General features: G+C 43.8%; 17 protein-coding genes and 1 pseudogene. 5 read left to right on the forward strand and 13 right to left on the reverse strand.

Going from position 1 to position 24,608, the window contains the following annotated elements:
- Window positions 1–25: 25 nt before the first annotated feature.
- Window positions 26–1,275 (forward strand): annotated as a pseudogene (tyrS, locus tag AACR75_RS03010) (tyrosine--tRNA ligase).
- A gap of 308 nt (window positions 1,276–1,583) precedes the next feature.
- On the opposite strand, the gene AACR75_RS03015 reads toward tyrS, so the two are convergent.
- The 8 genes from AACR75_RS03015 to AACR75_RS03050 form a co-directional block, all read right to left on the reverse strand.
- The gene (locus AACR75_RS03015; protein WP_026028183.1) at window positions 1,584–2,777 is read right to left on the reverse strand and encodes an acetate/propionate family kinase; all 1,194 of its coding nucleotides are present in this window, start codon (window positions 2,775–2,777) and stop codon (window positions 1,584–1,586) included.
- A gap of 329 nt (window positions 2,778–3,106) precedes the next feature.
- The gene (gene vctC, locus AACR75_RS03020; RefSeq protein WP_047688650.1) at window positions 3,107–3,868 is read right to left on the reverse strand and encodes an iron chelate ABC transporter ATP-binding protein VctC; all 762 of its coding nucleotides are present in this window, start codon (window positions 3,866–3,868) and stop codon (window positions 3,107–3,109) included.
- Window positions 3,869–3,874: 6 nt separating this feature from the next.
- A complete protein-coding gene (gene vctG / locus AACR75_RS03025; protein WP_047688834.1) occupies window positions 3,875–4,825 on the reverse strand; it encodes an iron chelate uptake ABC transporter permease subunit VctG in 951 nt (316 codons plus the stop codon).
- 22 nt (window positions 4,826–4,847) lie between these two features.
- The gene (gene vctD, locus AACR75_RS03030; protein ID WP_047688653.1) at window positions 4,848–5,783 is read right to left on the reverse strand and encodes an iron chelate uptake ABC transporter permease subunit VctD; all 936 of its coding nucleotides are present in this window, start codon (window positions 5,781–5,783) and stop codon (window positions 4,848–4,850) included.
- Window positions 5,784–5,810: 27 nt separating this feature from the next.
- Window positions 5,811–6,722 (reverse strand): siderophore ABC transporter substrate-binding protein, encoded by a 912-nt coding sequence (locus tag AACR75_RS03035; RefSeq protein WP_026028180.1) that lies wholly within the window; start codon window positions 6,720–6,722, stop codon window positions 5,811–5,813.
- Window positions 6,723–6,917: 195 nt separating this feature from the next.
- Window positions 6,918–8,099, reverse strand: a complete 1,182-nt coding sequence (locus AACR75_RS03040; protein ID WP_047688656.1) for a DUF3103 domain-containing protein — start codon at window positions 8,097–8,099, stop codon at window positions 6,918–6,920.
- A gap of 239 nt (window positions 8,100–8,338) precedes the next feature.
- Window positions 8,339–10,783, reverse strand: coding sequence for a M9 family metallopeptidase (locus AACR75_RS03045; protein WP_052190329.1), 2,445 nt, complete (start codon window positions 10,781–10,783; stop codon window positions 8,339–8,341).
- A gap of 189 nt (window positions 10,784–10,972) precedes the next feature.
- The gene (locus AACR75_RS03050; protein ID WP_047688658.1) at window positions 10,973–11,734 is read right to left on the reverse strand and encodes a class II glutamine amidotransferase; all 762 of its coding nucleotides are present in this window, start codon (window positions 11,732–11,734) and stop codon (window positions 10,973–10,975) included.
- Between the two features lie 506 nt (window positions 11,735–12,240).
- Between AACR75_RS03050 and AACR75_RS03055 the strand changes: the two genes are divergently transcribed.
- Both AACR75_RS03055 and AACR75_RS03060 read left to right on the forward strand, forming a co-directional pair.
- A complete protein-coding gene (locus tag AACR75_RS03055) occupies window positions 12,241–12,486 on the forward strand; it encodes a hypothetical protein (protein ID WP_017043657.1) in 246 nt (81 codons plus the stop codon).
- Window positions 12,487–12,685: 199 nt separating this feature from the next.
- The gene (locus AACR75_RS03060) at window positions 12,686–15,442 is read left to right on the forward strand and encodes an immune inhibitor A domain-containing protein (protein ID WP_047688660.1); all 2,757 of its coding nucleotides are present in this window, start codon (window positions 12,686–12,688) and stop codon (window positions 15,440–15,442) included.
- A gap of 73 nt (window positions 15,443–15,515) precedes the next feature.
- Here AACR75_RS03060 and AACR75_RS03065 read toward each other — a convergent pair whose 3' ends face one another.
- The 3 genes from AACR75_RS03065 to AACR75_RS03075 form a co-directional block, all read right to left on the reverse strand.
- Window positions 15,516–16,376, reverse strand: coding sequence for a lipase secretion chaperone (locus AACR75_RS03065; protein WP_047688663.1), 861 nt, complete (start codon window positions 16,374–16,376; stop codon window positions 15,516–15,518).
- A gap of 69 nt (window positions 16,377–16,445) precedes the next feature.
- Window positions 16,446–17,387, reverse strand: a complete 942-nt coding sequence (locus AACR75_RS03070; protein ID WP_017049996.1) for a lipase family alpha/beta hydrolase — start codon at window positions 17,385–17,387, stop codon at window positions 16,446–16,448.
- Window positions 17,388–17,652: 265 nt separating this feature from the next.
- Window positions 17,653–19,875, reverse strand: coding sequence for a leukocidin family pore-forming toxin (locus tag AACR75_RS03075; protein ID WP_047688665.1), 2,223 nt, complete (start codon window positions 19,873–19,875; stop codon window positions 17,653–17,655).
- 504 nt (window positions 19,876–20,379) lie between these two features.
- Here AACR75_RS03075 and AACR75_RS03080 point away from each other — a divergent pair.
- Complete coding sequence (locus AACR75_RS03080) at window positions 20,380–21,630, forward strand: SGNH/GDSL hydrolase family protein (RefSeq protein WP_017048200.1); 1,251 nt, start codon at window positions 20,380–20,382, stop codon at window positions 21,628–21,630.
- A gap of 39 nt (window positions 21,631–21,669) precedes the next feature.
- Here AACR75_RS03080 and AACR75_RS03085 read toward each other — a convergent pair whose 3' ends face one another.
- The gene (locus AACR75_RS03085; RefSeq protein WP_026027548.1) at window positions 21,670–22,125 is read right to left on the reverse strand and encodes an Lrp/AsnC family transcriptional regulator; all 456 of its coding nucleotides are present in this window, start codon (window positions 22,123–22,125) and stop codon (window positions 21,670–21,672) included.
- A 149-nt stretch (window positions 22,126–22,274) separates the two neighbouring features.
- Between AACR75_RS03085 and AACR75_RS03090 the strand changes: the two genes are divergently transcribed.
- Window positions 22,275–23,228 (forward strand): DMT family transporter, encoded by a 954-nt coding sequence (locus AACR75_RS03090; protein WP_026028600.1) that lies wholly within the window; start codon window positions 22,275–22,277, stop codon window positions 23,226–23,228.
- On the opposite strand, the gene yegD is transcribed toward AACR75_RS03090, so the two are convergent.
- A complete protein-coding gene (gene yegD, locus AACR75_RS03095; RefSeq protein WP_017045097.1) occupies window positions 23,219–24,571 on the reverse strand; it encodes a molecular chaperone in 1,353 nt (450 codons plus the stop codon). The genes AACR75_RS03090 and yegD overlap by 10 nt on opposite strands.
- Window positions 24,572–24,608 lie beyond the last annotated feature (37 nt).

Consider the following 24,608-nt stretch of genomic DNA (forward strand, 5'->3'; position numbering starts at 1 on the left):
ATTCATTACAGAGAATACGTGATAGATGACATTCATTCAGGAACTACAAACGCGCGGATTAATTGCTCAAACCAGTGATTTAGACCAAATACAGCAACAACTGAACCAGCCACAAACAGTTTACTGCGGTTTCGATCCTACCGCTGGTAGCCTTCATATTGGGCACTTAGTTCCTCTAATTATGCTCAAGCGTTTTCAAGATGCCGGACATCAAGCATTAGCGCTTATTGGTGGCGCAACGGGTATGATTGGCGACCCAAGTTTCAAAGCTGTAGAGCGCAGTTTGAATACTGAAGAAACGGTAGCCAGTTGGGTCAAAGATCTCACTACTCAAATCGAGCAGTTGCTAGCTCCTCATTTAAGCAAGCCCATGACTATCGTCAACAACGCAGAATGGATGAGAGATATTAATGTCATCGATTTTTTCCGTGATGTCGGTAAGCATTTTTCAGTCAACAATATGATCAGCCGTGAGTCGGTAAAACAACGATTGCAAAGGCCTGAACAGGGCATTTCATTTACAGAATTTAGTTATAGTTTACTCCAGTCCTATGATTTTTCGGTGCTTAATCGAAACCATGGTTGTTGCTTACAAATTGGTGGTAATGACCAATGGGGAAATATTGTCAGCGGTATTGATTTAACACGTCGTCAGAATGGAGAACAAGTGTTTGGTTTGACCCTACCTTTGATAACGAAATCTGACGGTACTAAATTTGGTAAAACAGAAGGAGGAGCCGTTTGGCTTGACCCTGAAAAACATCACCGTATATGTTTTATCAGTTTTGGTTATCCACTGAGGATACCGATGTTTATAACCTTCTTCGATACTACACATTCTTAACCTGTGAAGAAATCGATCAGATAGAATGGCAGGATAAGTCAAGCAACGGTAAACCCGAGGCACAAAAGATTCTGGCGCAGAATATGACTCGTTTTGTTCATGGTGAATCAGGGCTACTCAGCGCAGAGCGTATTACACAAGCATTATTCGCAAATAGCCTTGAGAAGCTGAGTTATAGTGAACTCAAACAATTAGAGCTAGATGGTATTCCAAGCATCGAAAGCACTCAGCAAGACATTGTAGAATTGTTGGTCGAATCAGGGTTAGCGAAATCAAAACGCATCGCCAGAGAGCTAATTGAAGACAATGCGATTAGTGTAAATGGTGAAAAAATAACACCAGATAATTCACTGCTAGGTTTCCCATTGTTTGATCAATACTGGTTGATTAAGCGCGGTAAGAAGCATTTTGGCTTAGTCAAACGCAAATAAATGAGAAAGAAGTGAAAAAATAAAGGCAATGCGGTTCGGCTCTGTCGTATGAGAGTTGAACGCATTACTTTAAGTATTACAGTGTTTGACTTAGGTAAAAATTAATTAGACGGATCCTGAAAAGGAATGGGGTATAAACAAGTCAACACGAACCTTGTTGATTTGAGGGCACAAAATGAATTGTAGAAGGCAATTTAGTAAGCCATGGGTGTGTCGCCATGCACATCCTTAGCGATGGTCTATCCAACATATGAGTACAAAAAAAGCGAGCACCAAACTCGCTTTTATCTATTTGATTTTAAATGTAATTATAGCAACTCAACCGACTGTTGAGCGATCACGAATTCTTCGTTAGTTGGTACCACAAGCGCTACTGCATTTAGCATGTCTGATTTTGCGATAATGCCAGCATTACCGAATCGAGCTTGCTCGTTGCCTTGCTCATCTTCCACAAAACCAAGAATTTTCAGGTTGCGTAGAATTTCACGACGAATAGGCAATGCGTTTTCGCCAATACCACCGGTGAAAATAATACCGTCGAGCGAATCAAGCGCTGCAAGGTATGACGCGATGTATTTCGCCACACGGTAGGTGAAGACTTGGAAGGCCAATGTAGCGCCTTCATGACCTTGCTCCATGGCTTCTAGAATGCCACGTGCATCGCTGGTTAAACCAGAAACACCCAAGAAACCAGAGGCTTTGTTCAATGAATTAAACACTTGTTCTTGTGTCCAGCCCTTCTTCAATAGAAATTCAATGATGCCGGGGTCAAGGTCACCACAGCGAGTGCCCATCATCAAACCAGAAAGCGGTGTAAAACCCATACTGGTATCGACACTCTGGCCATCTTTAATTGCGCACACTGACGCACCATTACCAAGGTGAACAGAAATAAAGCTGCTTTCTTCAACTGGCTTGTTGATCATTTTTGCCGCTTCACGGCTCACAAAATAATGGCTGGTTCCGTGGAAACCATAGCGGCGAATACCAAACTCAGTGTATAGCTCTTTTGCAATCGCACCTGTGTAGGCTTTTGCTGGCATGGTTTGGTGGAAAGCGGTATCAAAAACAGCAAACTGCGGTAACTCAGGAAACGCTAGCATTGCCGCGCGCATACCAATCGCGTGTGCTTTATTATGTAACGGTGCTAAATCACTAAGCGCTTCAACTTCGTTGACGATTTTTTCGTCTAACTTAACGGTCTTAGTAAACTTCTCGCCACCATGTACTACGCGGTGCCCAATCGCAACGACGTCATCAATCAAGCCGTAGCTTTTCACGAGCTCAACCAGTTTTGCAACCGCCAACAGGTGGTGATTCGCTTCACCTTGAATCGCACAATTGGCTTTTTCTCCGTTAAACTTCCAGCTCATACGGGCATCATCAAGCCCAAAGCATTCACCTAGACCACTCAGTACGGCATCCCCCGTATTTGAATCAATCACCGCAAACTTCAGTGATGAGCTGCCAGAGTTAATAACCAAAACAAACGAGTTCGACATGGGGTAAGTTTCCTGTTTTAGACTAAGTGTTGAAGTATACAACTTCTTGGTTTACGTGACCCTCATTATTCAATAATTTTTTAATCTTTCAACTTTGTTTTAGTTTCAGCATCATGCCAAACGATTTTTTCTTGATCTGAGGCAAGTTATTATTTCTTTTGAAGTGAGAAATATATCAATATTTAAGTCCATCCTGTAGCGCGCAGTAAATGTCTGCGCTTCCACCATTTTGCGTTGGCAACATTAGGCAGTAAAAAGGGGGCTTACGGTGAATCGAAAGCGTTCTGTTCAGTACTCGTAACGTTACGCACACCGGCAGTTAAACCGCATCAATGGGTGTAATACATACAAATACGCTTGCTTTCTATTTCTAATACGTTGAACGGCGTTTCATAGATATCGCTCAAAACCGACGATTGAATCACCTCTTGTACTGTGCCAGTTGCTACTACTTGGCCTCGTTTCAGCGCAATGATGGAATCGGAGTAACAGGATGCAAAATTGATGTCGTGAATCACCACGACCACCGCTTTATTCAACTCATGTGCTAAACGCTGAATAGTGGCCATGATCTGCAATGAGTGTTTGATATCGAGGTTGTTCAATGGCTCATCGAGAAAGATGTAATCGGTATCTTGGGCGATCACCATGGCAATAAAAGCCAGCTGGCGTTGGCCGCCACTCAGTTCGTCTAGGTATTTATCTTCTATCGCTTTCAGATCAAGATATTCGATCGATTGTTCAATCATCGCATGATCGCTAGCCGTTAACTTGCCTTGCGAATAAGGAAAACGGCCAAAAGCCACCAGCTCTTTCACGGTAAAACGCATGGTCAGAGTATTGGCTTGACGCAGAACCGACAGCTTTTTAGCCAACGCTTTAGTATCCCACTCAACCAGCTCTTTGCTTTCAATCCAAACTTTACCGCTATCACGGCTGACCAAACGGCTGGCCATCGACAGTAAGGTACTTTTCCCTGCGCCATTAGGGCCAATAATTGAAGTGACCTTGCCTTTTTCAAACTGCGCACAGGCCTTATCCACAACGGCTTGTTGGCCAAACACTTTAGTCAGTTTATCTAGCTGAATCATATGAAATTAAACCATTTTATTACGTAAAAGGAGGGAGAGAAAATAGAGACCTCCGATGAAATTGATCACCACACTCAGCGTTGTTTCAAACTGGAATACTTTTTCAACCACCCATTGACCTGAAAGCAATGCACACACCGCCATCGCGGAACAACCAATCAATAAGGTTCGGTGTTGGTATGAACGAAACCACTCGCGCGTTAAGTTGGTGACCAATAAGCCAAAGAACATCACGGGCCCAACTAAAGCTGTAGAAATAGCAATTAATACCGCACTAAGCATCAATACATGGTGCGTCACTCGGCGTACATCCACCCCTAAACTGACCGCGTTATCGTTATCCAACCATAAAACATCCAACACGCGATGCAGGCGAAACAGGCCAAAGCAAACCAGCAGTAGTAATGGTGTTACCCAATACACAAGTTCCACTTTCACGTTGTTGAAGCTCGCAAACATATTGGGCTGTACCGATGAAAAATCATTCGGATCCATCAGCATGATCAAAAAGGAGGAAATGCTGGAAAACAGTTGCCCCAGAATGACTCCTAATAGCAACAACACCATTAAGTTGCTCTGCTGCTTACGAAAATAAAAAGCGAACAACAAACTAGAAAACAGCAACATGGCAGCAACGGACAACGAAAAATTGAGATAAGCATTAAGCGCGTAGCTACTTAGGCCACCAAAAAGAGTCACCACTAACACCTGCACAAACAAGTAGAGTGAATCAAACCCCATAATGCTGGGCGTTAAAATTCGGTTGTGGGTAATGGTTTGAAATGCTAGAGAAGACTGCGCAATGGCAATGCCCGCTAACACCATCGCCAATACTTTGGGTACACGACGAGAAAGAAAATAGTGATAGTTGCCGGCGTTCAATCCAACACCAATAAATAACCCAGCAAAAAGCAGAGAAGCCAAAACCAGTAACCACAGTTTGCTATGATCACGCAAAGTGATGCTCGCACATACAGACTTACCCATGGCGTTGTCCTCGCAACAGCAACACAATAAATACACTGCCACCGAGAATACTGATGATCATCGAAATCGGCACTTCATAGGGGAAAATAATCAAACGGCCGCCCAAATCACATAGCAGCACCAATAACGCACCGAAAATGGCCGTACGAGGGATATTTTTACGTAAGTTGTCGCCGTAATAGTGGCTGACTAAATTAGGCACAATCAACCCTAAAAAAGGCAGTTGACCGACAATCATCACAACCGTCGCAGACATCATCGACACTAAACAAACGCCAATCACCAGCACTTGCTGATAGTTAAGCCCTAAGTTCACAGCAAAATCTTTACCCATGCCGACGGCCGAAATTCGCGCCGCATACAAATAGCTAAAGAGGGCAACCGGAATCGCAATATAGAGCAGTTCGAAATCCCCTTTCAGCAAATTGGCAAAATTGGCTACCGTCCAGCTAGAAAGGTTTTGTATCGCATCGTATTTGTAAGCGATGAAGGAGGCGGCGGATTCCACCACATTACCAAAAATAATGCCGATCAAAGGGACAAAAATGGCATTTTTAAACTGCACGCGCTGAATCAGTTGGACAAACAGCAAAGTGCCCGCAATCGAAACCGAGAAAATAAGCCACAAGCTTTCACCGTGACCAAAAAAGACTAAGCTCAACACATAGCCCAGCATGGCGCATTCAATGGTACCGGAGGTAGAAGGCGCGGCAAATCGGTTTTGACTGATTTGCTGCATAATAAGACCCGCGATACTGAGCCCTGCCCCTGCTAAAACAATCGCCAACAAACGTGGCAACCGACTGGTAAAGAGCAGTTGCCAAGCATGGGCATCCCCTTGCAGTAATGCCATTAGTGATAGATTGCCTACCCCCACAAACAGTGAAGATAGGCTGACTACCAACAAAGCAAGCAATAACTTTTTCAAAGCTAACCTCAGCTTGTTTGTGGCAAATTAGTGAATGTGTACAGCATTTCTAACGTCGCTGATCATCTGCTCTGTAGCAGTCACACCAGAAATGGATAGGTACCAAGCATTAAGGTCTAAAAACGCCATGCTTTTATTTTTGTAGGCCGCCGTCGCTTTGATCAGGTCATTTTCAAACTCTTGGCGAGTGTGACTTTGCCCTTTGTTGACCAACGTATCACGATCAATGATCAATAAGGTTTTAGGATCATGTTCGCGAATAAATTCATAAGAGATTAGATCGCCATGGCGTGTCGCTTTGATGCTATCGACGGTCGTTTTGAATCCAAAATCTTTATACACCGCCGAGAAACGTGATTCAGGCCCAAAAGCGGTAATGTTACCGCCAGAGCTCATCACTGTGAGCGCATCGATTTGGTTGTTCTGATTAAAGCTACGAAGTGCTTGAAACTGCTTATCTAAATCTTCAATTTTGGCTTCCACTTGGTCTTCAATAGCAAATACTTTGCCTAGATTACGCCACTGCTGTTGTGTACTCTGCCAGTAGCCTTGGCTTGCATCGGCTGCAAAAACGATAGTTGGTGCAATTTTAGATAGCTCGTCATAACTGGTTGCGGCGCGCGGCCCAATCACAATCACATCCGGTTTTTGCATATAAATGGTTTCGAAATCAGGCTCAAATAAAGAACCGGCAGGTGCGTATGTATCGCTGTTGTACTTCGCTAAATAATTCGGCAGTTCAGTCACTTTCGATACCGCGACAGGTTCAATACCAAAGCGATCTAACGTATCTAACGCACCCAAACCAATGACAACCACACGTTGCGGATTTTGCTCGATCGTCGTGGTACCGAGTTGATGCTCCACAGAAACGGTTTTAGCACTGAGAGTAAAAGAGGTAAGCAAGCCAAGTGCTGCCAAACTAAACAACGATTTCATATAGGTTCCCATTCAAAATAACTGCGACAGATTTTGATAAGCATTCGCATTAAGTTCGGGTAATATAATCGTTGACCGTCGTTCAAGCAACCCTATTCACATCAAAATCGGCCATGATGATCAGAAGCAGCAAGAATGATGAAAAAGCGAGCGATAATAAGAGATTCGCGCTCGCTTTCTAGGGGGAGAGAAATGTTATGGACGTGTCGGGTTAATCGTCAAAGGCTCAAAAGTGGCCACTGCGTTACCACTCGCTCCAGGATGATCAACATAGCTGGTGTCTTGCATCAAGGTGTAAAAGACATCGACATAATCGTCGTCGTTGACCAGTAAACCATCGGGAATCGCATCAATGATCTTGCCCGTGATTTGCGGAATAATCGCATACGCCTGCACTTCTGGATCAGGGATAAGCTTCAGCACTTCTTCCGCTACTTTGACGAGTAATTTAGCCAGCTCCTTATAGTCGGTACCATCATCTTGCTCCATCAAGATAAGATCGGCTGCGCCCCAACGGTAACGAGACCATTGGATCATCACTTGATTTGGGAAGTAATCTTGCTTGTCGTAATCCAAATAAGGCATTTCAACTAAGTCAATGGTCGGCTCATCTCGGCTTGGATTGATGCCTGTAACAATCGCATAAATTTCAGCCGCTCCAGAGATCCACGGTTCTTTGTCATCCGCTAAACGAATTTTTTTCAGTACTGTGGTGGAAATAGGCTCAGCGCGATTATCGCTGCTGCGGGCCATCGCTTGCGCGGCGACGCTACCACTTTCTACTGTGGTCAATGTGGTCGATTGACCCAATGCGTTCATCTGTGCACGCATTGCTTGTAAGCCTGCGCGCAATTCCACTTCGCTATTACTATCAACCACGAAAACGGGTACATCTGGCATTTGATATACATCCAGTTGATGCACCTGTCCGTACACATCAAACGCTTCAATATATTGCCAAGACGCATCATTACCTTTGGGCTCAAAAGCAAACAACGGGCTTTGCCCTTCTTGCCATTCTTTAATCATCGACGCATCGGCAATACGCAGTTGCAGCAATTGCTCAGTAAAATCCTCAATGCCTTTCATTGAACGAATTTGCGCGTCTGCTACAACCATCTGTTGACTAAAATCGGAATCAGGCTGCTCTTCAAACAAAGTGGAAACAGAAATGGATAGGTTTTGCGCGCTGATTTCAGTTTTAAGTGTGGTTTCAAGCTCGGCGTAACTTTCACTCAGTTGCAGTGCTAACGCTCTTTTTTGCTGTGCAATCGCATCAGCATTGGATTGGCTGGTGCTACTGGTTGTCGCTTCTTCTGAGTTGCACCCCATAATAGTGGCCACAAGCAGTAATGAAACGGGTGTTATATATCTCATAATGAACCCTTAATATTTTTAATCACAACATAGAGCAATAACTCTACATAAAAACACAATATCACCGAATGCTATTCTTTCAAGAAATAAATAGAGTGTTAATTTATATTCTTCCCACAAGATCAAATTATTATTAAGTAAAGATTAAATTAAAAAATGTTAATATAGCTATTACTTTTCTGGCTAATTATATGATTTTAATAAAAAGAAGTGCTTTTACACTTCTTTTTATTCATTAGTTATTCATAAGTTGCATAGAGCTCGACTTGGCTATTGGCTTGCTGTGCATTAAGCATGAAATGGACATAGCCCGCTTGTGTCACTGGCAGTTCGATATACTCATAACTATCAGAGCGCTTAGACGCTTGGTCAAAATGAGTCAATGTAGGCCAGTGCTCGCTTTCTGCATAAAGATCAACATTGTGGGCTGCCATCTTATCAATAGGCTGGAGCCAAACTTTGACACTGCTCATTCCCTCTGGTACATAAATCGCTGCATAGCGAGTTTGATGAATACCCAACGTCATTGGCTGACGATTTTCGAGAACAACAGGTGCTAAATCATCACTAGGCTTTTGCGTATTATCGGTAATGGCGTAACTTACTTTCGTATTTAATTCAACACGCTGGTAAGCTTCTCTACCCGTAATACTAAAATAATAGCGACCCGGTAAAACGGTACCATTGGCTTGTTTTTCTAGTGCAATTGTTTCATTACTATGCAGTTCAAAATTTGTTATTTGATAATCATAATAATGCGCAATTTTTTCATAACTTAAATAAAGATCGGCGTCACCATCACCGCTAATATTAATCGACAATTCACTGACATTATCTGGAACATCAATATAATAGAGTTGTTCACTGTACTGCTCACCCGACAAGGTAACACTTTGCCCTAACGCTAAATGATTCATCGTGTCTTCTGGTTGAATTGGCGGCACAGTCGGATCGTCTGGATTACCACTGTCCGTTGTCAAAGTGTCTAACCAAGTTGAAAATTCGCTGTCTAGGCTTTTGCCGATCCGTTTCACTTGCTCAGCCCATGCTTTGAAATCGCCACTACGTGATAGCGCTAGCAGTTGATCCACTTCATTGGGATGGTTTTCCAGCATAAAACGAACCGCTAAATAGCCCCAGCGATAAATTTGATTGGTGTCATTTTGATAAGTAGTGGCTAGCACTTGCGTGAGGCTCAGTTTTTTCTCAGCAATTAAGTCTACCGCCGCTTGGTAGCCTTTTTTATAGTGCATGTATTCAGCGAAGCCTTCCAACCACCACACGATATGGCCTTCACTTAAATTGAGAGAAAATGAACCGTATTGATTGTAGCGTCCGTCCAAATAATGCACATATTCATGCTCTAAATTGAGAATAGACAACGCCTCATCCTGCGCATATCGGTAAGCGACAAAGCGCGCTGTGTTGTTGGCATCAGCCGGGTTGCCTTCAAGGTATTGCCCGCCGTTGTTGGTAGTATTGCCAAACAAGAAGTTGGAATAACTGACATAACTTTCGTTGCTATCAAATACCACCACTTCCACTTGTTGATTAAGATCATCGGCCACGGGCGTGAAACCGGTATTCACGACGGTATGGAAGTCGGCTTCTTTCTCATTCAAAATGCCACACGCTTGCTCTGCTTGCTGAGGTGTTAAGCCTTGCGAGCGGATAATAGCAGGCCCATCACATTGATGGCGATTTGGCATGATACGCTGTTCAAGTTGCTGCTTAGCTTGCGTTAAATTAAGCGCTTCCAATGTCTCTGGCGCGTAGTAAGAAAGCATTTCAACCGCAGCAATCCAGAGTTTATCGCTACGTCCACCCAGCGGGTAACGTTCCAATACTTTTTCTAAAATCGCAATGACTCGAGTTTTGGTGTTTGGGTAAGGGCTAACCAGTAAGCGCCCCGTTTCACGCACCGCATTGTACAAAATGAAATCGGCATCGGTTCCTAACGCCCAATCATGCTCAGTGGCAAAACGGTACAGTGTCTCCAAATATTCTGGATGGGCTTCAATATGTTGATAAAAATCATCACGCGAAGCATGGCCGCTCATGGATCGAAATAAGTTATTTAAACCATCAACAAACTGCACATCTTGCGCCGTTTGTGGGTTAAAGGCGTCCAATAGCACGATGAAATTCGCCATCGTTGAAGGTAGGCGTTTCACGTTATCGACCATTAACGTTAAGCTCGACATGGCCGCCACTTGTTCACGACCTAAGCTCAAACTATAAGGCGATAACATAAACTGGTTAATCGTATCCGCAATCGCATTACTCAATTGGTCCGAATAATCACCAAAATCTTGTTTTACACCATAGCGCACATAATACGCAGCACGGATAAACTCCCCCAAATTAGCAATAGATTTGGCTTGCGCTTCCGTTCCTTGATATTGCGAAACCTCTAACGCCAGCGCTCGGTTAATGCTGTCTATACTATTTTCACTGTATAGACCCAAGATGGCTTTACTATCGGTATAAAACCACGAGTTATAACAGTCTGGTTGTGCATTTTTAATCGCTAAAATGGGCTCTTGTGCTTGGGTGATATCATTAAACTGGCAGGCATCTAATGCATAAGAAAAAGACGGTAATCCTGCTAACGATAATGCCAATAGCAAAGCATTAGGGTTGGGACGAGGGGAATGAATAGATGGAACAGGAGCAATAAGCATAGTAACGACTCTCTATAGATCATAGAAATGAATGAGTCGCGATTTATATCAGAATCACATCAACAAAATGAAACTTGATGCACAGAAACCAGGATCTTACTTCAAAAAAGAATTGCTCTCATGAGAGAGCAATCGATTAACCAATAGATCTTATATATCAATACATTACTAATTGTTTTCCACCACTAACTAAGTGATCGGATACACAGTACATTGAGTGCCAATCACATGAGTAATGGTTTGCGGCTCAATCATTTGCCAACCACTTTCACTGTCAAGGGGTTCTGACGCAACCACCATATTATCGCCTTCGCTTTTACTAAACACGGTCGGCGGATTACCATCAGAGCTATAACGCACTAACCAAAAATCTTGCCCATCAGAGATACAAATCGAAGCTTTAAAAGGTGTGACTATCTGTTTCTCCGCCAAAGCCTGCGCAATTTGACCAATCGTGATCGTAATGGCTTGTACTGGCTGACTGCGTAACCCATTACTCATCATCAATAAAAAAATCAATTCACTATCCGTTGTCCCAACACGCTTGATGTATAGCGATTCTGGTAGCTGCCGTTCTAAGGCGAATTTCACTTTTTCAAACTCACCAATTTGCCCGTTATGTAAAAACATCCAGTGATCCAAAATAAACGGATGACAGTTAGAACGGGAAACCTGCGTTCCGGTGGACGAACGCACATGCGCCATAAAACGGTGAGAACGAATATGATGCGTTAAGGATCGCAGGTTTTCATCTCCCCAAGCGGGTAAGACTTCATGAAACTGCCCGGGTGTAGTGCGTTCGGTATACCAACCCAGCCCAAACCCATCAGCGTTGACACGGGTGACCGCTTTACGCGCTTCTAAACTTTGGTGCACGAGAGAGTGTTCCGGTTGATAAACCAGTTGATCGAGGTAGATAGGAGTTCCTTGGTAGGCGAGCCAGCGGCACATAATGCAAACATTCCAAAATAATCAGTCACTGATTTCAATAAAGCACGTTTGCTCAATGGCTGCAAGGTGTCCAGGCAACGATACCTTTGCCACTTGGCTCATCAACGCCACAAGTTAATGACTCTTAAATGCAGGCTTAAATGATGAATTATTTATTGAACTAAAATCATCTTTTAGCAAAGTTCATATTATTAAAAATACTAAACCTATTATTAGTCATTGTTGGTTTTAACCCAACATTCACTTTCGATTGAATTCTAACTTATCACTTTATTTATCTAAAGAATTTCATCTTCATCACTAAGAATAAAATACAAATCCATCAATTATTAATTCTAAATTTAAGAATAAAGAACCGACATATTTATCAATTAAAAACAAACCAAATGTTAACTAGTTATGTTTAAAATATGATGTTATTTCAAAACAACAATTATTTACACTTGCTATGCGTATGACTGATATATAGATTGTTACGAATAATTCACACATTATATGGATATACTGTGAAACATTTAATTTATTTTTTATTAATTAGTTACTCATCAATTAGCCTTGCTCAATCTTCAGTTGATGATGAACGGTTGCTCGCCTCATTAATCGAACGAGGTGTGATATGTGAAGGGCTGACATCAGAACAGCAACAACAAGCACTTGCCCTTTATCTACAAAGAAAACACCACAAAGAAAAGTCTCTCAATTCGACAACTCATCAAGAAGAAGCGTGTATTTCTCCGCCGAAGAGCGACTAAATCACCCGTTCAATCTTCACTGAATAACACTCAGAAAACTTGCCTAGATAAGAATATACCAGCCACTCATTGCGTCCATGAATTCTATTTTATGGCGATGAAAGCCATTTATTCTCTATAGCGCTCAGTCGTATGGAAATCAGTTCAGTGAAATTGTTAATACCATAAATAAATACAGAAAGAAAAATAAGGAAAGCAGATGAAACACATAAGGAAAACCTTGCTTGCGTCAGCAATGGTAACACTATTTAACGTCAGTGCTTATGCGCACACCCCGATTGATTTAGGGGTAGTCAATGAAGATAAACTCATTGAAATGTTAGTGCGTAACGGTGTTGTGGATGGCAGTGCTACCGATGCAATCAAGCGCGATGCCTTGGATCGTTATTTAGAGCAAAAAATCAAATCGGGCTTCCACGGTGATGCGCAATTTGGTAAGCAAGCTCTTGAGCAACGCGCACGGGTATTAAAGACCATTGAAAAACAAAAAGGCCACCAAAAAGCCAGCGTTTTTGCTCTCGATATCAGCACCAAACGCACCGATAAGGTATTAGCGCTTTTAATTGATTTTCCCGATTTACCTTGGAACGATAACCGCCTGACCAAAGAGCATACTGAAATGCTCTATGCCAGCTACAATCCACCTCACTATCAAGATCTGCTTTTTTCCGATGCGGGCTATGCAGGCCCTAATGGAGAAAATTTCATCTCGATGCGTCAGTATTATGAAAGCGAGTCTGGGCAAAGCTACAGTGTGGCCGGGCAAGCCGCAGGTTGGTATCGCGCGTCTAAAAACGCCGCGTTTTACGGGGGCAACTCTGCAACAACAGACAAAGATATGAATGCGCAAGAGTTGGTGCGCGAAGCACTGAACCAACTGGCGCAAGACCCTAGTATTAATCTGGCCGATTACGATATTGAAGATCGTTACGATTACAATGGTAATGGCAACTTCCGCGAACCGGACGGCGTAATCGATCACTTGATGGTGTTCCATGCATCCGTTGGTGAAGAAGCCGGCGGCGGTGTGCTTGGACCTGACGCCATATGGTCCCACCGTTATAATCTCGGCCAACCTTATGTCCTTCAAGGCACAAAAAGTACGCTTCCAGATCGCTTTAACGGCCAATATGCCGCCTTTGATTACACCATGCAACCGATTGATGCGGCCGCTGGGGTTTGCGCACACGAGTATGGCCACGATTTAGGTTTGCCTGACGAATACGATACCCAATACACAGGTAAAGGTGAGCCAGTTTCTTATTGGTCCATCATGTCTTCTGGCAGTTGGGCCGGAAAAATTGGCGGAACACAACCGACGGCATTCAGCTCTTGGTCTAAACAGTTCTTACAAAAAGCGGTCGGTGGTCGTTGGATCAATGACGATCAAATTTCGATTGCAGAGTTAGAGAAAAATCCTCGCGTATTTACCCTATTCCAAACCACTGACAATGCTCGACCAAATATGGTGAAGATTGATTTACCACTGAAACGTGTTGATGGAGTGAAGCCTTATCAAGGTTCGTCCGCTTTTTATTCAAACCGAGGCGATGATCTGAAAAATAGCATGTCTCGTAAGCTTTCTATCCCTACAGGTGAACAAGCTACGCTGAATTTTAAAGCATGGTATCAGATTGAAAAAGACTACGACTTTGCACGCGTACTGATCAATGGTAAAGCGATTGCTGGTAACATCACCACCATGGATGACCCGTACAATACAGGGCTTGTACCTGCTATTGCTGGTCAGTCGGATGGCTGGGTTGATGCGATATTTGACGTCTCCCAGTGGGCAGGCCAAGAAGTGACACTCAGCTTTGACTATGTCACTGATGGCGGCTTAGCCATGGAAGGTCTTTACCTTGATAACCTACAGTTAGAGGTCGACGGGCAGCAAACCCTTATTGATGATGCCGAAGGAACATCCACCTTCGCCTTTAAAGGTTACACCACCAACAATGGCTTCCATGAAGCGCCACACTATTATTTACTGCAATGGCGTAGCCACAATGACGTCGACCAAGGCTTAGCCAATATCAAACGCATGGGCCAGTTGATGACTTTCGAACCCGGCCTACTAGTTTGGTATGTGGATGAATCTTACACGGATAACTGGGTAGGTAACCACCCAGGTGAAGGTTGGTTAGGTGTCGTCGATGCGGATCAAAACGCATTGGTTTGGTCAAAAACTGGTGAGGCCGCACAAACGCGCTTCCAAGTTCGAGATGCAACCTTCTCATTGCAAGATCAAACACCTCTACGTTTAGTCGCTGCCGATGGTGATGTGCTCGAAGACACAAGCTTAATCGGTAATGGTAATTTCTCTGATGGCGCGGATTACAGCTCACCATTAGTACCAGATGCTGGGCGTAAGTTAACGGAATTTGGCTTGATGATCGACATCCTCAACCAAGGCCAAGACAATGAGTACGGCGTAATTCGCTTATCAAAAGTCAGCGAACAAAACCAAGCTCCTGTCGCCAACTTTGAGCTTAAAACCGACGGTTTATCTGTCAGTGCTCTCAACTACAGCCATGATGAAGATGGCGAGCTAGTCAGTTACGCATGGGATTTTGGTAACGGCCAAATGAGCAGCGAAATGGCGCCAAGCTGGAGCTACACCAAAGCAGGGCAATACACCGTAAGCCTAACCGTAACGGATGATAAAGGCGCAACCAACACCACTACGCGCACAATACAGGTTGAAGTGCCTAACGCATTACCGAAAGCCAGTGCTAAGTACATCCACCTTGGACGCTGGGTAACAATGTGGTCAACCAGCAGCGATAGCGATGGGCGAATTGTCGATACGGAATGGACCCTGCCGAATGGAAAAATAAAACGTGGCAAACTCTTCACCGCCATTTTCCCAAGCTCTGGAAAACATGAAGTGAAAATTAAAGTGATGGATGACAAAGGTGCAACAGTGACTAACACCATTGTGGTGAATTTGTAACCACCCATTCTATTTTCTCTTAGAGAACTTGAGCGCGGCTTCGGTCGCGCTCTTCTTTATTGGATAAACAGAATTAAAGCGATTGATCACTTAACCTTTCCAACGCCTCGACGCGTTTGAGTTGTTTGACCTCAAACGTTTGGGTACGCAGTTGCGTAATTTTCTGATTTTTTTCATCTTGGCTCAAGCGCGTATTTTCAAGCACCGCCGAACGCTGTTGTAGATAGTTTTCGAGATGCTGAGAAAACTGCTCTCGTTGTTCACTAAGCTGCGTTAACCGCTGTGCTCCTTGTTCGCCAACCAACTCGTTCCAAGCTAAGTATTGCTCTTGCGTGGACAAATGGCGACTCGCGTTGAGTGCTGGCAGTAGTTGTACATTGCGTTCACTGCGCTGAATGTATTCTGGCTGCTGCGCTAATAACGTTTGCCACTGCAACTGCTCATCATATGAATCGACTGCTTGAGCTTTAATGCGCAGCTTTTCTAATGCTAAATTTCGCAACGCATTCTCTTCACCAAACAGCATACTTTGCTGATCAACGTTAAAAAATTGACTTTGTATTTTCAGTAACTGCTGATTGATCTCAGCTAAGGTAGCAAGATCGAGATTGGCGATGGAAGCATTAGCCTCTAACTCAGCTAATGCTTGTTTGTATTGGATAAACTGTTCAAAAAGCATTGGATCGATCACCACGCCCTCATCCTGCTCAGCATGCTGGGCAATGCGCAGCTCAACCTCAGGTAATGAACTCTCTCCTAATGTAGAGATAAAATAGTGAATTAAATCAAGACTCGATGCGCTGTCTATCTCCGTATCTTGTTGAGATGACGTTTGTAACGCGCTCTGTGGTGATACTGGCTTTTGCAGAAAAAGCACCGCACCGATGCTCCCCAAGATGATCACGATAAAACCAAATAGTGCGGGCTTTTTCATAGCCAATCCTTATAAAGTTTGATGTTACAAAACTTGAAGTTATAAACCTCGAAACTATAGACCTCGAAGTTATAAACCTTGAAGCTTCAATCGATTAGCGTGCTGGCGATACAAGGTAACGGGGTCAGTTTCAAAAAGGTGGTGTATCCCAAGCAAGCCGTTGATTTCATCTAAGTGGTTCATTTGGTAATCATCGCGGATCACCTTACCCAAGTGAGTACTGCATACGCCGACTAAACCATCATTAGGGCCATTAAAGACAAGCCCAGTCAACATCATCGCAGCATCAGTTGGGTCAAGGAGGTTGGTAAAGGTCGAAGATCCTGTCCACGAATAGTAATAAACACCATTGTCAGCCAGTAATTCACCATCACCACATTCACTGCTTGGAACGCCTTCTGGGTAGTGTTGATTAAACGCTAGCGAACCTTGGGTAGTTAAAGCTTCTAAGGAGGCTAAAGGATCTTGATCCAGGTTACTTCCCCCAGAAAGAAGGCCAACCAAACCCGCCAATCCTTGCGCCATTTTGACGGCAATCGCTTCAGAAATGGAGCCCTCTTTGATGTGCCCACGCACTAAATCTGCCACGATTGAGCCTTTATTCACGCCACCAATGCTAGTCACAGACGCCACAAGATCGGGCCGAACTGATGCAACATAGCGAGCCGTTGGTCCGCCATGACTATGGCCAATCAAGTTAACTTTTTGAGCGCCCGTGGCAGCTAAAAGCGACTCCACTTGTTGCAATAGTTGTTCACCTCTTAGCTCAGAGCTGTTGGTTGCAGAGACTTGAGCCACGTAGACCTCTGCACCATCTTTCGTCAGTGATTGCGGAATGCCGTAGAAATAATCGACTCCGGCCAGCGTATCAAAACCAAATAAGCCATGAACTAACACAATAGGGTACTGGGTTTGGGTATAGCCTGTCTTACTTAACGCCACCGTGCTGGTTGCCGCCAGCGCCGTGGTACTCAGCAGACAAAAAACAGCAATAATAATCGTTCTTTTCAAAGTAAATTCCTTTTTATTGTAGTGTCTGGTTTAGGCACGGCATACATCTAGCCTACCGTTACCACACCAGAGATTAGACCTCTGAGGAGCACCCTAACTTTAGAAGAAAAGCACTTTATTTCATGTCGGCTTACCAGCTTCGTGAATGAACTAAAAAAAACAACAGATAAAATTAACATCGTATTAACAAAAAGAGCACTCACGTTTTAGCTAATTAAGCCAAAAGCATGAGCGCTCTTTACTACTCAATCATGAACTGATTGCGCTATTTTATAATAAATTGAATACCATCGGCTAACCAACCTTCAGACCAAACCTTGACTTGCCGAATTGCCGATCCGGCTGGCAGCTCAAACACTTCATCGTGGGTACTGATTGCGTAGTCTTTTGACCCCACTACTTTGGTTGAACCATCATCAAGCTTAAAAGTCATACGGAGTAAATGGCTGCCACCGTACTTGAACTCACCGGAAGTAACGGTTATTTGCGTAACGCGTTTCAGATCAATTTCAGTCAAACTACCACTTTCACCGCCTTGCATCGCATTGGCTTGCGTACCAATTGCATCAATCGCAGCACCATGGCGAATATACAGTGTCCCCGATTGACCAACATATTGTAAGGCCAATGAACCCGATGTAAACCCAAATACGGCCGATTCACTATCTGAATGAAATACGTTGGTGTAAGCGGTAATGGTGCGCACACTTACCTGATCATTGCCATCAGCATACAAACCTAACTCACCGCTGGTTTTATCATGACCAAGTAACTCATGAGAGAAAACATTACTCAGCTTATCGCTGTTTTCTATCCATTCCCAACGCTGACTTAAACTCGAACTACAGGTTTGTAATTGACCCAGTGATTGTCCATCCAAACATTGATGGATGTCGTTTGCACTCACATAGCGACCTAACTGATCATAAATAAAAGATTGTGAGTTTTTGGTTTCATCACAGCTTGAGGCAGAGAGCGCGCCATTATCAGCCACATCAACGCAACGATTATTAAAGCTGCCCAATTGCAAATTCACTGGACGACCGCCCGTGAATACTGGGTGCTCCCAATCGACAGTAAAGCTAGCACTTTTGCTCACTCTGCGGCGCGTCGTATTTTCAAAACCATGGTAGGACTGATGCGCACCTACAACATAATAATGCTTATAAGCACCGTTATAAATGGGACGAATATTGACCGAAGAATCAATGGTAAATTCCGTTGTCCCTGTTGCATTAGGAGCGGCTTTATAGATCACATCCATTTTGGGTACGAAGCTCGCGTAACCAATCGGGTTAATGCGGTTGGTATCCACAGGATAAGTATTGACCCACAGCGCATCCGTAGAGCGATTCATCATCGATTCGGCAGTCGCGTATTGGCTACGATTCCATTTAAAGCTGACGTTTTGTGCATTATTGGTGCTACGTTCAACACGATAATCGTGCGTTTTAAAGGTTAACCAACGGCTTTGGTTGTAGCTGGCATTGGCTTCTAGCTTGCCTTTAGGTCCATCAGCACTAACCTCTACACCACCACTCACTCCTAGCTGGAAGCCGGATACCTCTTTGACTTCATACTCCGCATTGAGGTTTTCTCTCGGGAACGTTTTTAAGATCTGCGCTTTGTTGTTCGAAGAGTTAAATACAAATTGGTAGTCTTGAGCGATGGCATCAGTCGACCAGTCTCGGAAATAAGCATCTAATGTCACGTAATCAGCACCTGATTGACGATAATCAAGACGGTCATTGAGATGGATCCCCGCACCCGTTGTATCATCATCTAAGCTGATGCGAACAATTTTCGCGTCCGGTGTCGCAGAGCCAATGGTGCCATATTGTAATGAACGCTCTAAATTAACTCTATAGATCAAAGAGATATTCGGGTTATCGCAAAACACTCGCGTACCTCGATCCCAAAGATGTGAGTTATTAAACGTACATTCATTATCAGTAATAGGCCGATTGACATTCAAATAAAACGCGACGTGTGGCAAAGAGTTCGTTTCCGAACCACTATTTGACACCATACTGGCCGTACTACGGCGCTGACGAGAATGGGCAATTGGGGCGGCTTCCAGTAGACGAATGTTGGCATCATTCTCGTCATCTAACGGTGTGAACAACAATTCTCCTTTGTGTTCACTGATGATCAAAAAGTCACTGGCAAACGTTAAGCCCAGTTTTTTCCTGAGCAATGCTTTCGCCTCTGTCTTTTGCGACTCACCTTCAATCGTACTGAAATCGACAAAATAGCGCATATGTTGGTTCAGTACATCGTCACGCATCTGCATTAGTGTCGGGGGCTCAACCTCTCCTTGTAACCAATAGCTCGCATTGAAGTAATTGATTTGGCTGTCATCCTGAAGCTCACTGAACATTTCAATGGCCAAACCTTGCGGCTGATTCACGTCAGCTTGAGCGGTGTTCCATACCAAACCTGACATAATGGCAATAGCGCTAAGTGCTTTTCTTCTGTTTATTAACATATAAACCTCGTAAGCATTTTATTGTTATCACGGTATTTAAAAGAAAATAAATACCCATTTTTATTTTTTCAGGCCACAAAATAAAAGGGTATTGGTTTTTTGGAACCTTTGTGGCGAATTATTAATAGATCTTAAAATAACAAACACAAAGAGAAATGATTTTTAATGTGGCTTAAAATCACAATAAAACTGTTTGATTTTTACACACATTGACTGGCTCTAATTTTATTGATATTTTTATTAAGTCACTAAGATTTAACATTAGGATAAATTAATAAAGTAAAACCTTATTGTTATTTATCTAAATTAGGATTTATAAAAAACCCTTCGTATTTTCTTCACTGACAGTTCATTGTTTGATCTTAATACCAAATAATGTTCGACATAGTCGTTTATTGATTGACGCTTAACACCATAAATCCAAAATAGGTCTGACCAGTTTGTTAATTTCACTTTTGCACTTATTCTTTATTAGATACGTGCCTAAACCAATAAGAAAAAAATATGAAACTAATGACGTTATTGATGACCGCAATATTGCCACTCTCCATGGCGATTGCAGAAAATACGGATACCACCTCAGAACCAGTTACCGCTTATGGCGTAATGAATACGCAAAATAAGCAAACCTACACTTATGTACGCTGTTGGTATCGGCCCGCTGGCAATCATGATGACCCAGCAACAGATTGGGAGTGGGCATTGGATGAACAAGGAAATGACTACACCATTAGTGGTTACTGGTGGTCGTCTGTGCGCTTTAAAAATATGTTTTATACCGACACCTCACAATATGAAATAAAACAGCGTTGTGAAGAGACGCTCGGCGTCAGTCACGATTCTGCAGATATTACTTATTTCGCAGCAGACAATAGGTTCTCATACAATCATTCGATCTGGACTAACGATAAACAAAATGCCAAACCCGTCATTAATAAAATGGTGACCATAGGTGACAGCCTTTCGGATACAGGAAATATATTCAATGCGTCACAATGGAAATTTCCCAATCCTAACTCTTGGTTTTTAGGACACTTTTCCAATGGTTTGGTGTGGACAGAGTATTTAGCAAAAATGCACAATTTACCTGTATATAACTGGGCGATTGGCGGTGCCGCAGGGCGTAATCAATATATCGCGCTGACGGGTGTGAACGATCAAGTCCGCTCTTATCTAAATTACATGACAATGGCCAAAAACTACCAGCCAGAAAATACGCTCTTTACCCTTGAATTTGGCTTAAATGACTTTATGAATTACAACCGTGAAGTATATGAAGTCAAAGCAGATTTTAGCAGCGCGATGATTCGTCTTGTGGATTCAGGGGCCAAAAATATTATTCTACTCACCCTGCCCGATGCAACCAAAGCCCCGCAGTTCAAATATTCAACAGCAGAAGAGATAGCGAAAGTCAGCGCTAAGATCACCACTTTCAATGCGTTTATTCAGCAACAAGCACTGTATTATCAGATGCAAGGGGTAAATATCATCCTGTTTGATGCTCATAGCTTGTTTGAAAAACTCACAGCCAATCCACAGCAATACGGCTTTGAAAATGCGACCGATGCATGCCTCAACATCAATCGCAATTCAGCTTTAGATTACTTATACCGTCATAGCTTAACCAATGATTGCGCTTACCATAGCTCTGACAAATACGTATTTTGGGGCGTGACGCACCCTACCACGGCCATCCATCAATTGATTGCCAACGAAATCAGTAAAAACTCTCTCGCGTCATTTCAATTTAAATAAGCACGTCTGACCTTGAAGACAGCACGCAAAGTGCTGTCTCTAAACCCAAATAGGCATCGCGGTAGCGGCTTTCACTTGACGCATGGCGAGGTGGGTATGCATATCTTTTACATTGTTGAGCCGCTGTAACTGACGCGTAAATGCTTCATACCCTGATAAATTGGCACTAACGACTTCCAACAAGTAATCATACGCACCTGAAACCACATGGCAGCTGATCACCTCTTCCATCTCTTTGATTGCCTCTTCAAAACTATCAATGGAAGCGGCTTGATGATTATTCAGGCTAACTTCAACAAAAACCGTCATACCAACTCCGACAGCTTGCCGGCTTAAGCGAGCTTGATAGCCATCAATGATCCCGCTCTCCTCTAATCGTTTCAAGCGTCTTGCGCAGGGAGAAGGTGATAATCCAACCTTTTCTGCAAGCTCTGCGGTGCTTAAGCGTCCCTCTGTTTGTAATAAGGTCAACATGCGGCGGTCTATTCTATCCATTACTCGATCCTTGATGAAATCCACTAACATTTTGCTAATTTATAGCGGATAAGTGCTAAACCATCTAGCAATAAGGGTGAACTTGCCGGATAAAAGTAAGCCGAACCATAGATAATGGTGAGAAACCATCCATTGATGTGAATGAAATTATGATTTATGGCTACCTCGCGATAGGCACCACACTGTTATTATGGTCCGGCTTTTTCCTCTCTTTAAAGGCAGGGGCGAGCGGCCTATTAACCCCTGCGGATATTGCATTAACGCGCTTTTTACTGCCCGCTTTGTTGCTCTCTCCATTGGTTTGGAGAACTCGACATCAATTGCAAAATGTACCTATACGTTACTTAATTGGTCTATTTATTGGCTGTGGATTGCCCTATTTACTAATGACAAGCCATGCGATGCACTACGTTCCGGTTTCTGATGGTAGCGCGCTTGTTCCGGGCGTGCTGCCGCTGTTTGTCTCGGGTATCGCGGTGTTGCTGTTTAAACAGCCGTTAAGTCGCCATCGAATAGCTGGGCTGACTTTAGTGGTGGCAGGGGTTGGTATTTTCCTCTATTCAAGTGCCACTGATTTTGAGTCAAACCGTTTGACCGGGCATTTGATGTTTTTAACCGGCAGCCTGATGTGGGCGATGTTTACAATTTGTGCGCGGGTAGCAAATTTGCATGCGCTCGTCAGCGCGGGATGGGTTGCTTTACTTTCTACTATTTTATTGGCCGTTCTAATCGCTTTAGGCATCGTCGATAGCTACTTAGCCACACACTCTTTTGCACACTGGCCGTGGAAAGAACTGGCGGGACACACACTGCTGCAAGGTGTCGGGGCGGGGCTCATTGCAGCATTTACCTATTTATATGCAGTTTCAACACTCGGCGCAGAACGCTCCGCGGCCTTTGGCTCTGCAACACCAGTCGTGGCAACCTTGTTGGCGATTCCCGTTTTTGGTGAGATGCCAACGCCTTTGACTTGGATCGGATTAGGGTTGATAAGCTTAGGTAGCTTGGTTGCCAGTAATGTTTTAATGAAACACGATCATTCGCAATATTACCGGCCCCCTACGCATCAAAAACGAAGCGCTAAGCGCTCATATCAGCGATAGCAAATCTCTGCCCAACGAGCCAAACCAGCAGTCACTGAACCAAAGTAGTTACCGCTGACAACGGGTACGTGGGGAAGTTGCTGCTCTACCGCTTGGCGTAATATTGGAGAACGAGCAGATCCGCCCGTCATAAAGATAACATCCGGCTTTACGCCACCTTGTTCAACCGCTTCTTTGACCAATTCCACCATTTTCGCTTTAGGGGATTCAATGGCGTCGATCATTTGCTCACGCTCAATTTGCACTTCGATCTGCTCAGAAAGAAGATCGAGCACCACCTGACATTGCGTAAGATCAGATAGAGCAATTTTTGCCTCTTCTGCACGGCGTACAATTTGATAGCCGAGCGTTTCAAAATAGACTTTCAGCAAACGCGCCAACTTTTCTGGTTGCTGCGCCTCTTTGTGTAGCAATTTCAATGCTGCCAAGTTTTGCTGAGCATAGAAGTCACGTTGCGCTTCCACGTTGTTAATTGCAATCGGGTTCCAAAACTGCGTGATCGGCATATCAATGCCAGAAATGGCTTTACTTCCTAATCCAAAAGAAGACATCAACTGTTTGAAAGCAATATAGATATCAAGATCATTGCCTCCGACCCGTTGGCCACTATGCGCAAGCAAACTCGCGGTGCGGTCGTCACGCCCTCGCCAACTCGGCCCCATTTTTAGCAATGAACAGTCGGTGGTTCCACCACCGATATCAACCACCAGTACGGTTTGATCTTGCACCAGAGTCGCTTCATATTCTAAACCCGCCGCAACGGGTTCAAACTGAAAACTGATGTGCTGAAAACCGGCGCGTTTCGCCGCACGTTGTAAAATAGATTCCGCTTGTCGATTGGCCTCTTCACCACCTCGGCCATGAAAGTTAATAGGACGACCAATCACAGTATCTTGGATGGTGCGCTGAAGGTGCTGCTCTGCATTATGCTTAATATTGACCATCATGGCGCACACCAAGTCTTCGAAAAAACTGACCTGCACATCACGTAAACCTGCCGCGCCTAGAAATGATTTAGGGGATTTAACGTAATAAATATCGCGCGGATCCTGCAGATAGAGATCGAGCGCCGCTTGGCCAAAGGCAATGTCTTGCGCGGCAAGTTCAATACTCTCTTCTCTATTCACATTGATCGCGCGGCGAAGTACTTGCTCACCAATTTTATCGCTTGGCGTAATATTGTGATGACGGAACAGATGCTCAGAAATGGACTCTCGCGTCGGGGCGCATATTGTCGAAGGAATGTAGTGGCTTTTACCTTCTATGGGTAACAATGTTGGCTGCCCATCTTGCATCATCGCGACAGAACAGTTCGCCGTTCCATAGTCAAAACCAATAAACATCGCTACCTCCTAGCATCAGAAAAAGGCCGGCGATCCT

This window comes from Vibrio sp. ZOR0018, assembly GCF_963865925.1.
GTDB classification, from domain to species: Bacteria; Pseudomonadota; Gammaproteobacteria; order Enterobacterales; family Vibrionaceae; genus Vibrio; species Vibrio anguillarum.

Excerpts from the sequence above, each read along its gene's own strand:
- AACR75_RS03015 (WP_026028183.1), bottom strand. The coding sequence starts at position 2,777 with ATGTCGAACTCGTTTGTTTTGGTTATTAACTCTGGCAGCTCATCACTG.
- vctC (WP_047688650.1), bottom strand. The coding sequence starts at position 3,868 with ATGATTCAGCTAGATAAACTGACTAAAGTGTTTGGCCAACAAGCCGTT.
- AACR75_RS03035 (WP_026028180.1), bottom strand. The coding sequence starts at position 6,722 with ATGAAATCGTTGTTTAGTTTGGCAGCACTTGGCTTGCTTACCTCTTTT.
- AACR75_RS03040 (WP_047688656.1), bottom strand. The coding sequence starts at position 8,099 with ATGAGATATATAACACCCGTTTCATTACTGCTTGTGGCCACTATTATG.
- AACR75_RS03045 (WP_052190329.1), bottom strand. The coding sequence starts at position 10,783 with ATGCTTATTGCTCCTGTTCCATCTATTCATTCCCCTCGTCCCAACCCT.
- AACR75_RS03050 (WP_047688658.1), bottom strand. The coding sequence starts at position 11,734 with ATGTGCCGCTGGCTCGCCTACCAAGGAACTCCTATCTACCTCGATCAA.
- AACR75_RS03060 (WP_047688660.1), top strand. The coding sequence starts at position 12,686 with ATGAAACACATAAGGAAAACCTTGCTTGCGTCAGCAATGGTAACACTA.
- AACR75_RS03065 (WP_047688663.1), bottom strand. The coding sequence starts at position 16,376 with ATGAAAAAGCCCGCACTATTTGGTTTTATCGTGATCATCTTGGGGAGC.
- AACR75_RS03075 (WP_047688665.1), bottom strand. The coding sequence starts at position 19,875 with ATGTTAATAAACAGAAGAAAAGCACTTAGCGCTATTGCCATTATGTCA.
- AACR75_RS03080 (WP_017048200.1), top strand. The coding sequence starts at position 20,380 with ATGAAACTAATGACGTTATTGATGACCGCAATATTGCCACTCTCCATG.
- AACR75_RS03085 (WP_026027548.1), bottom strand. The coding sequence starts at position 22,125 with ATGGATAGAATAGACCGCCGCATGTTGACCTTATTACAAACAGAGGGA.
- AACR75_RS03090 (WP_026028600.1), top strand. The coding sequence starts at position 22,275 with ATGATTTATGGCTACCTCGCGATAGGCACCACACTGTTATTATGGTCC.
- yegD (WP_017045097.1), bottom strand. The coding sequence starts at position 24,571 with ATGTTTATTGGTTTTGACTATGGAACGGCGAACTGTTCTGTCGCGATG.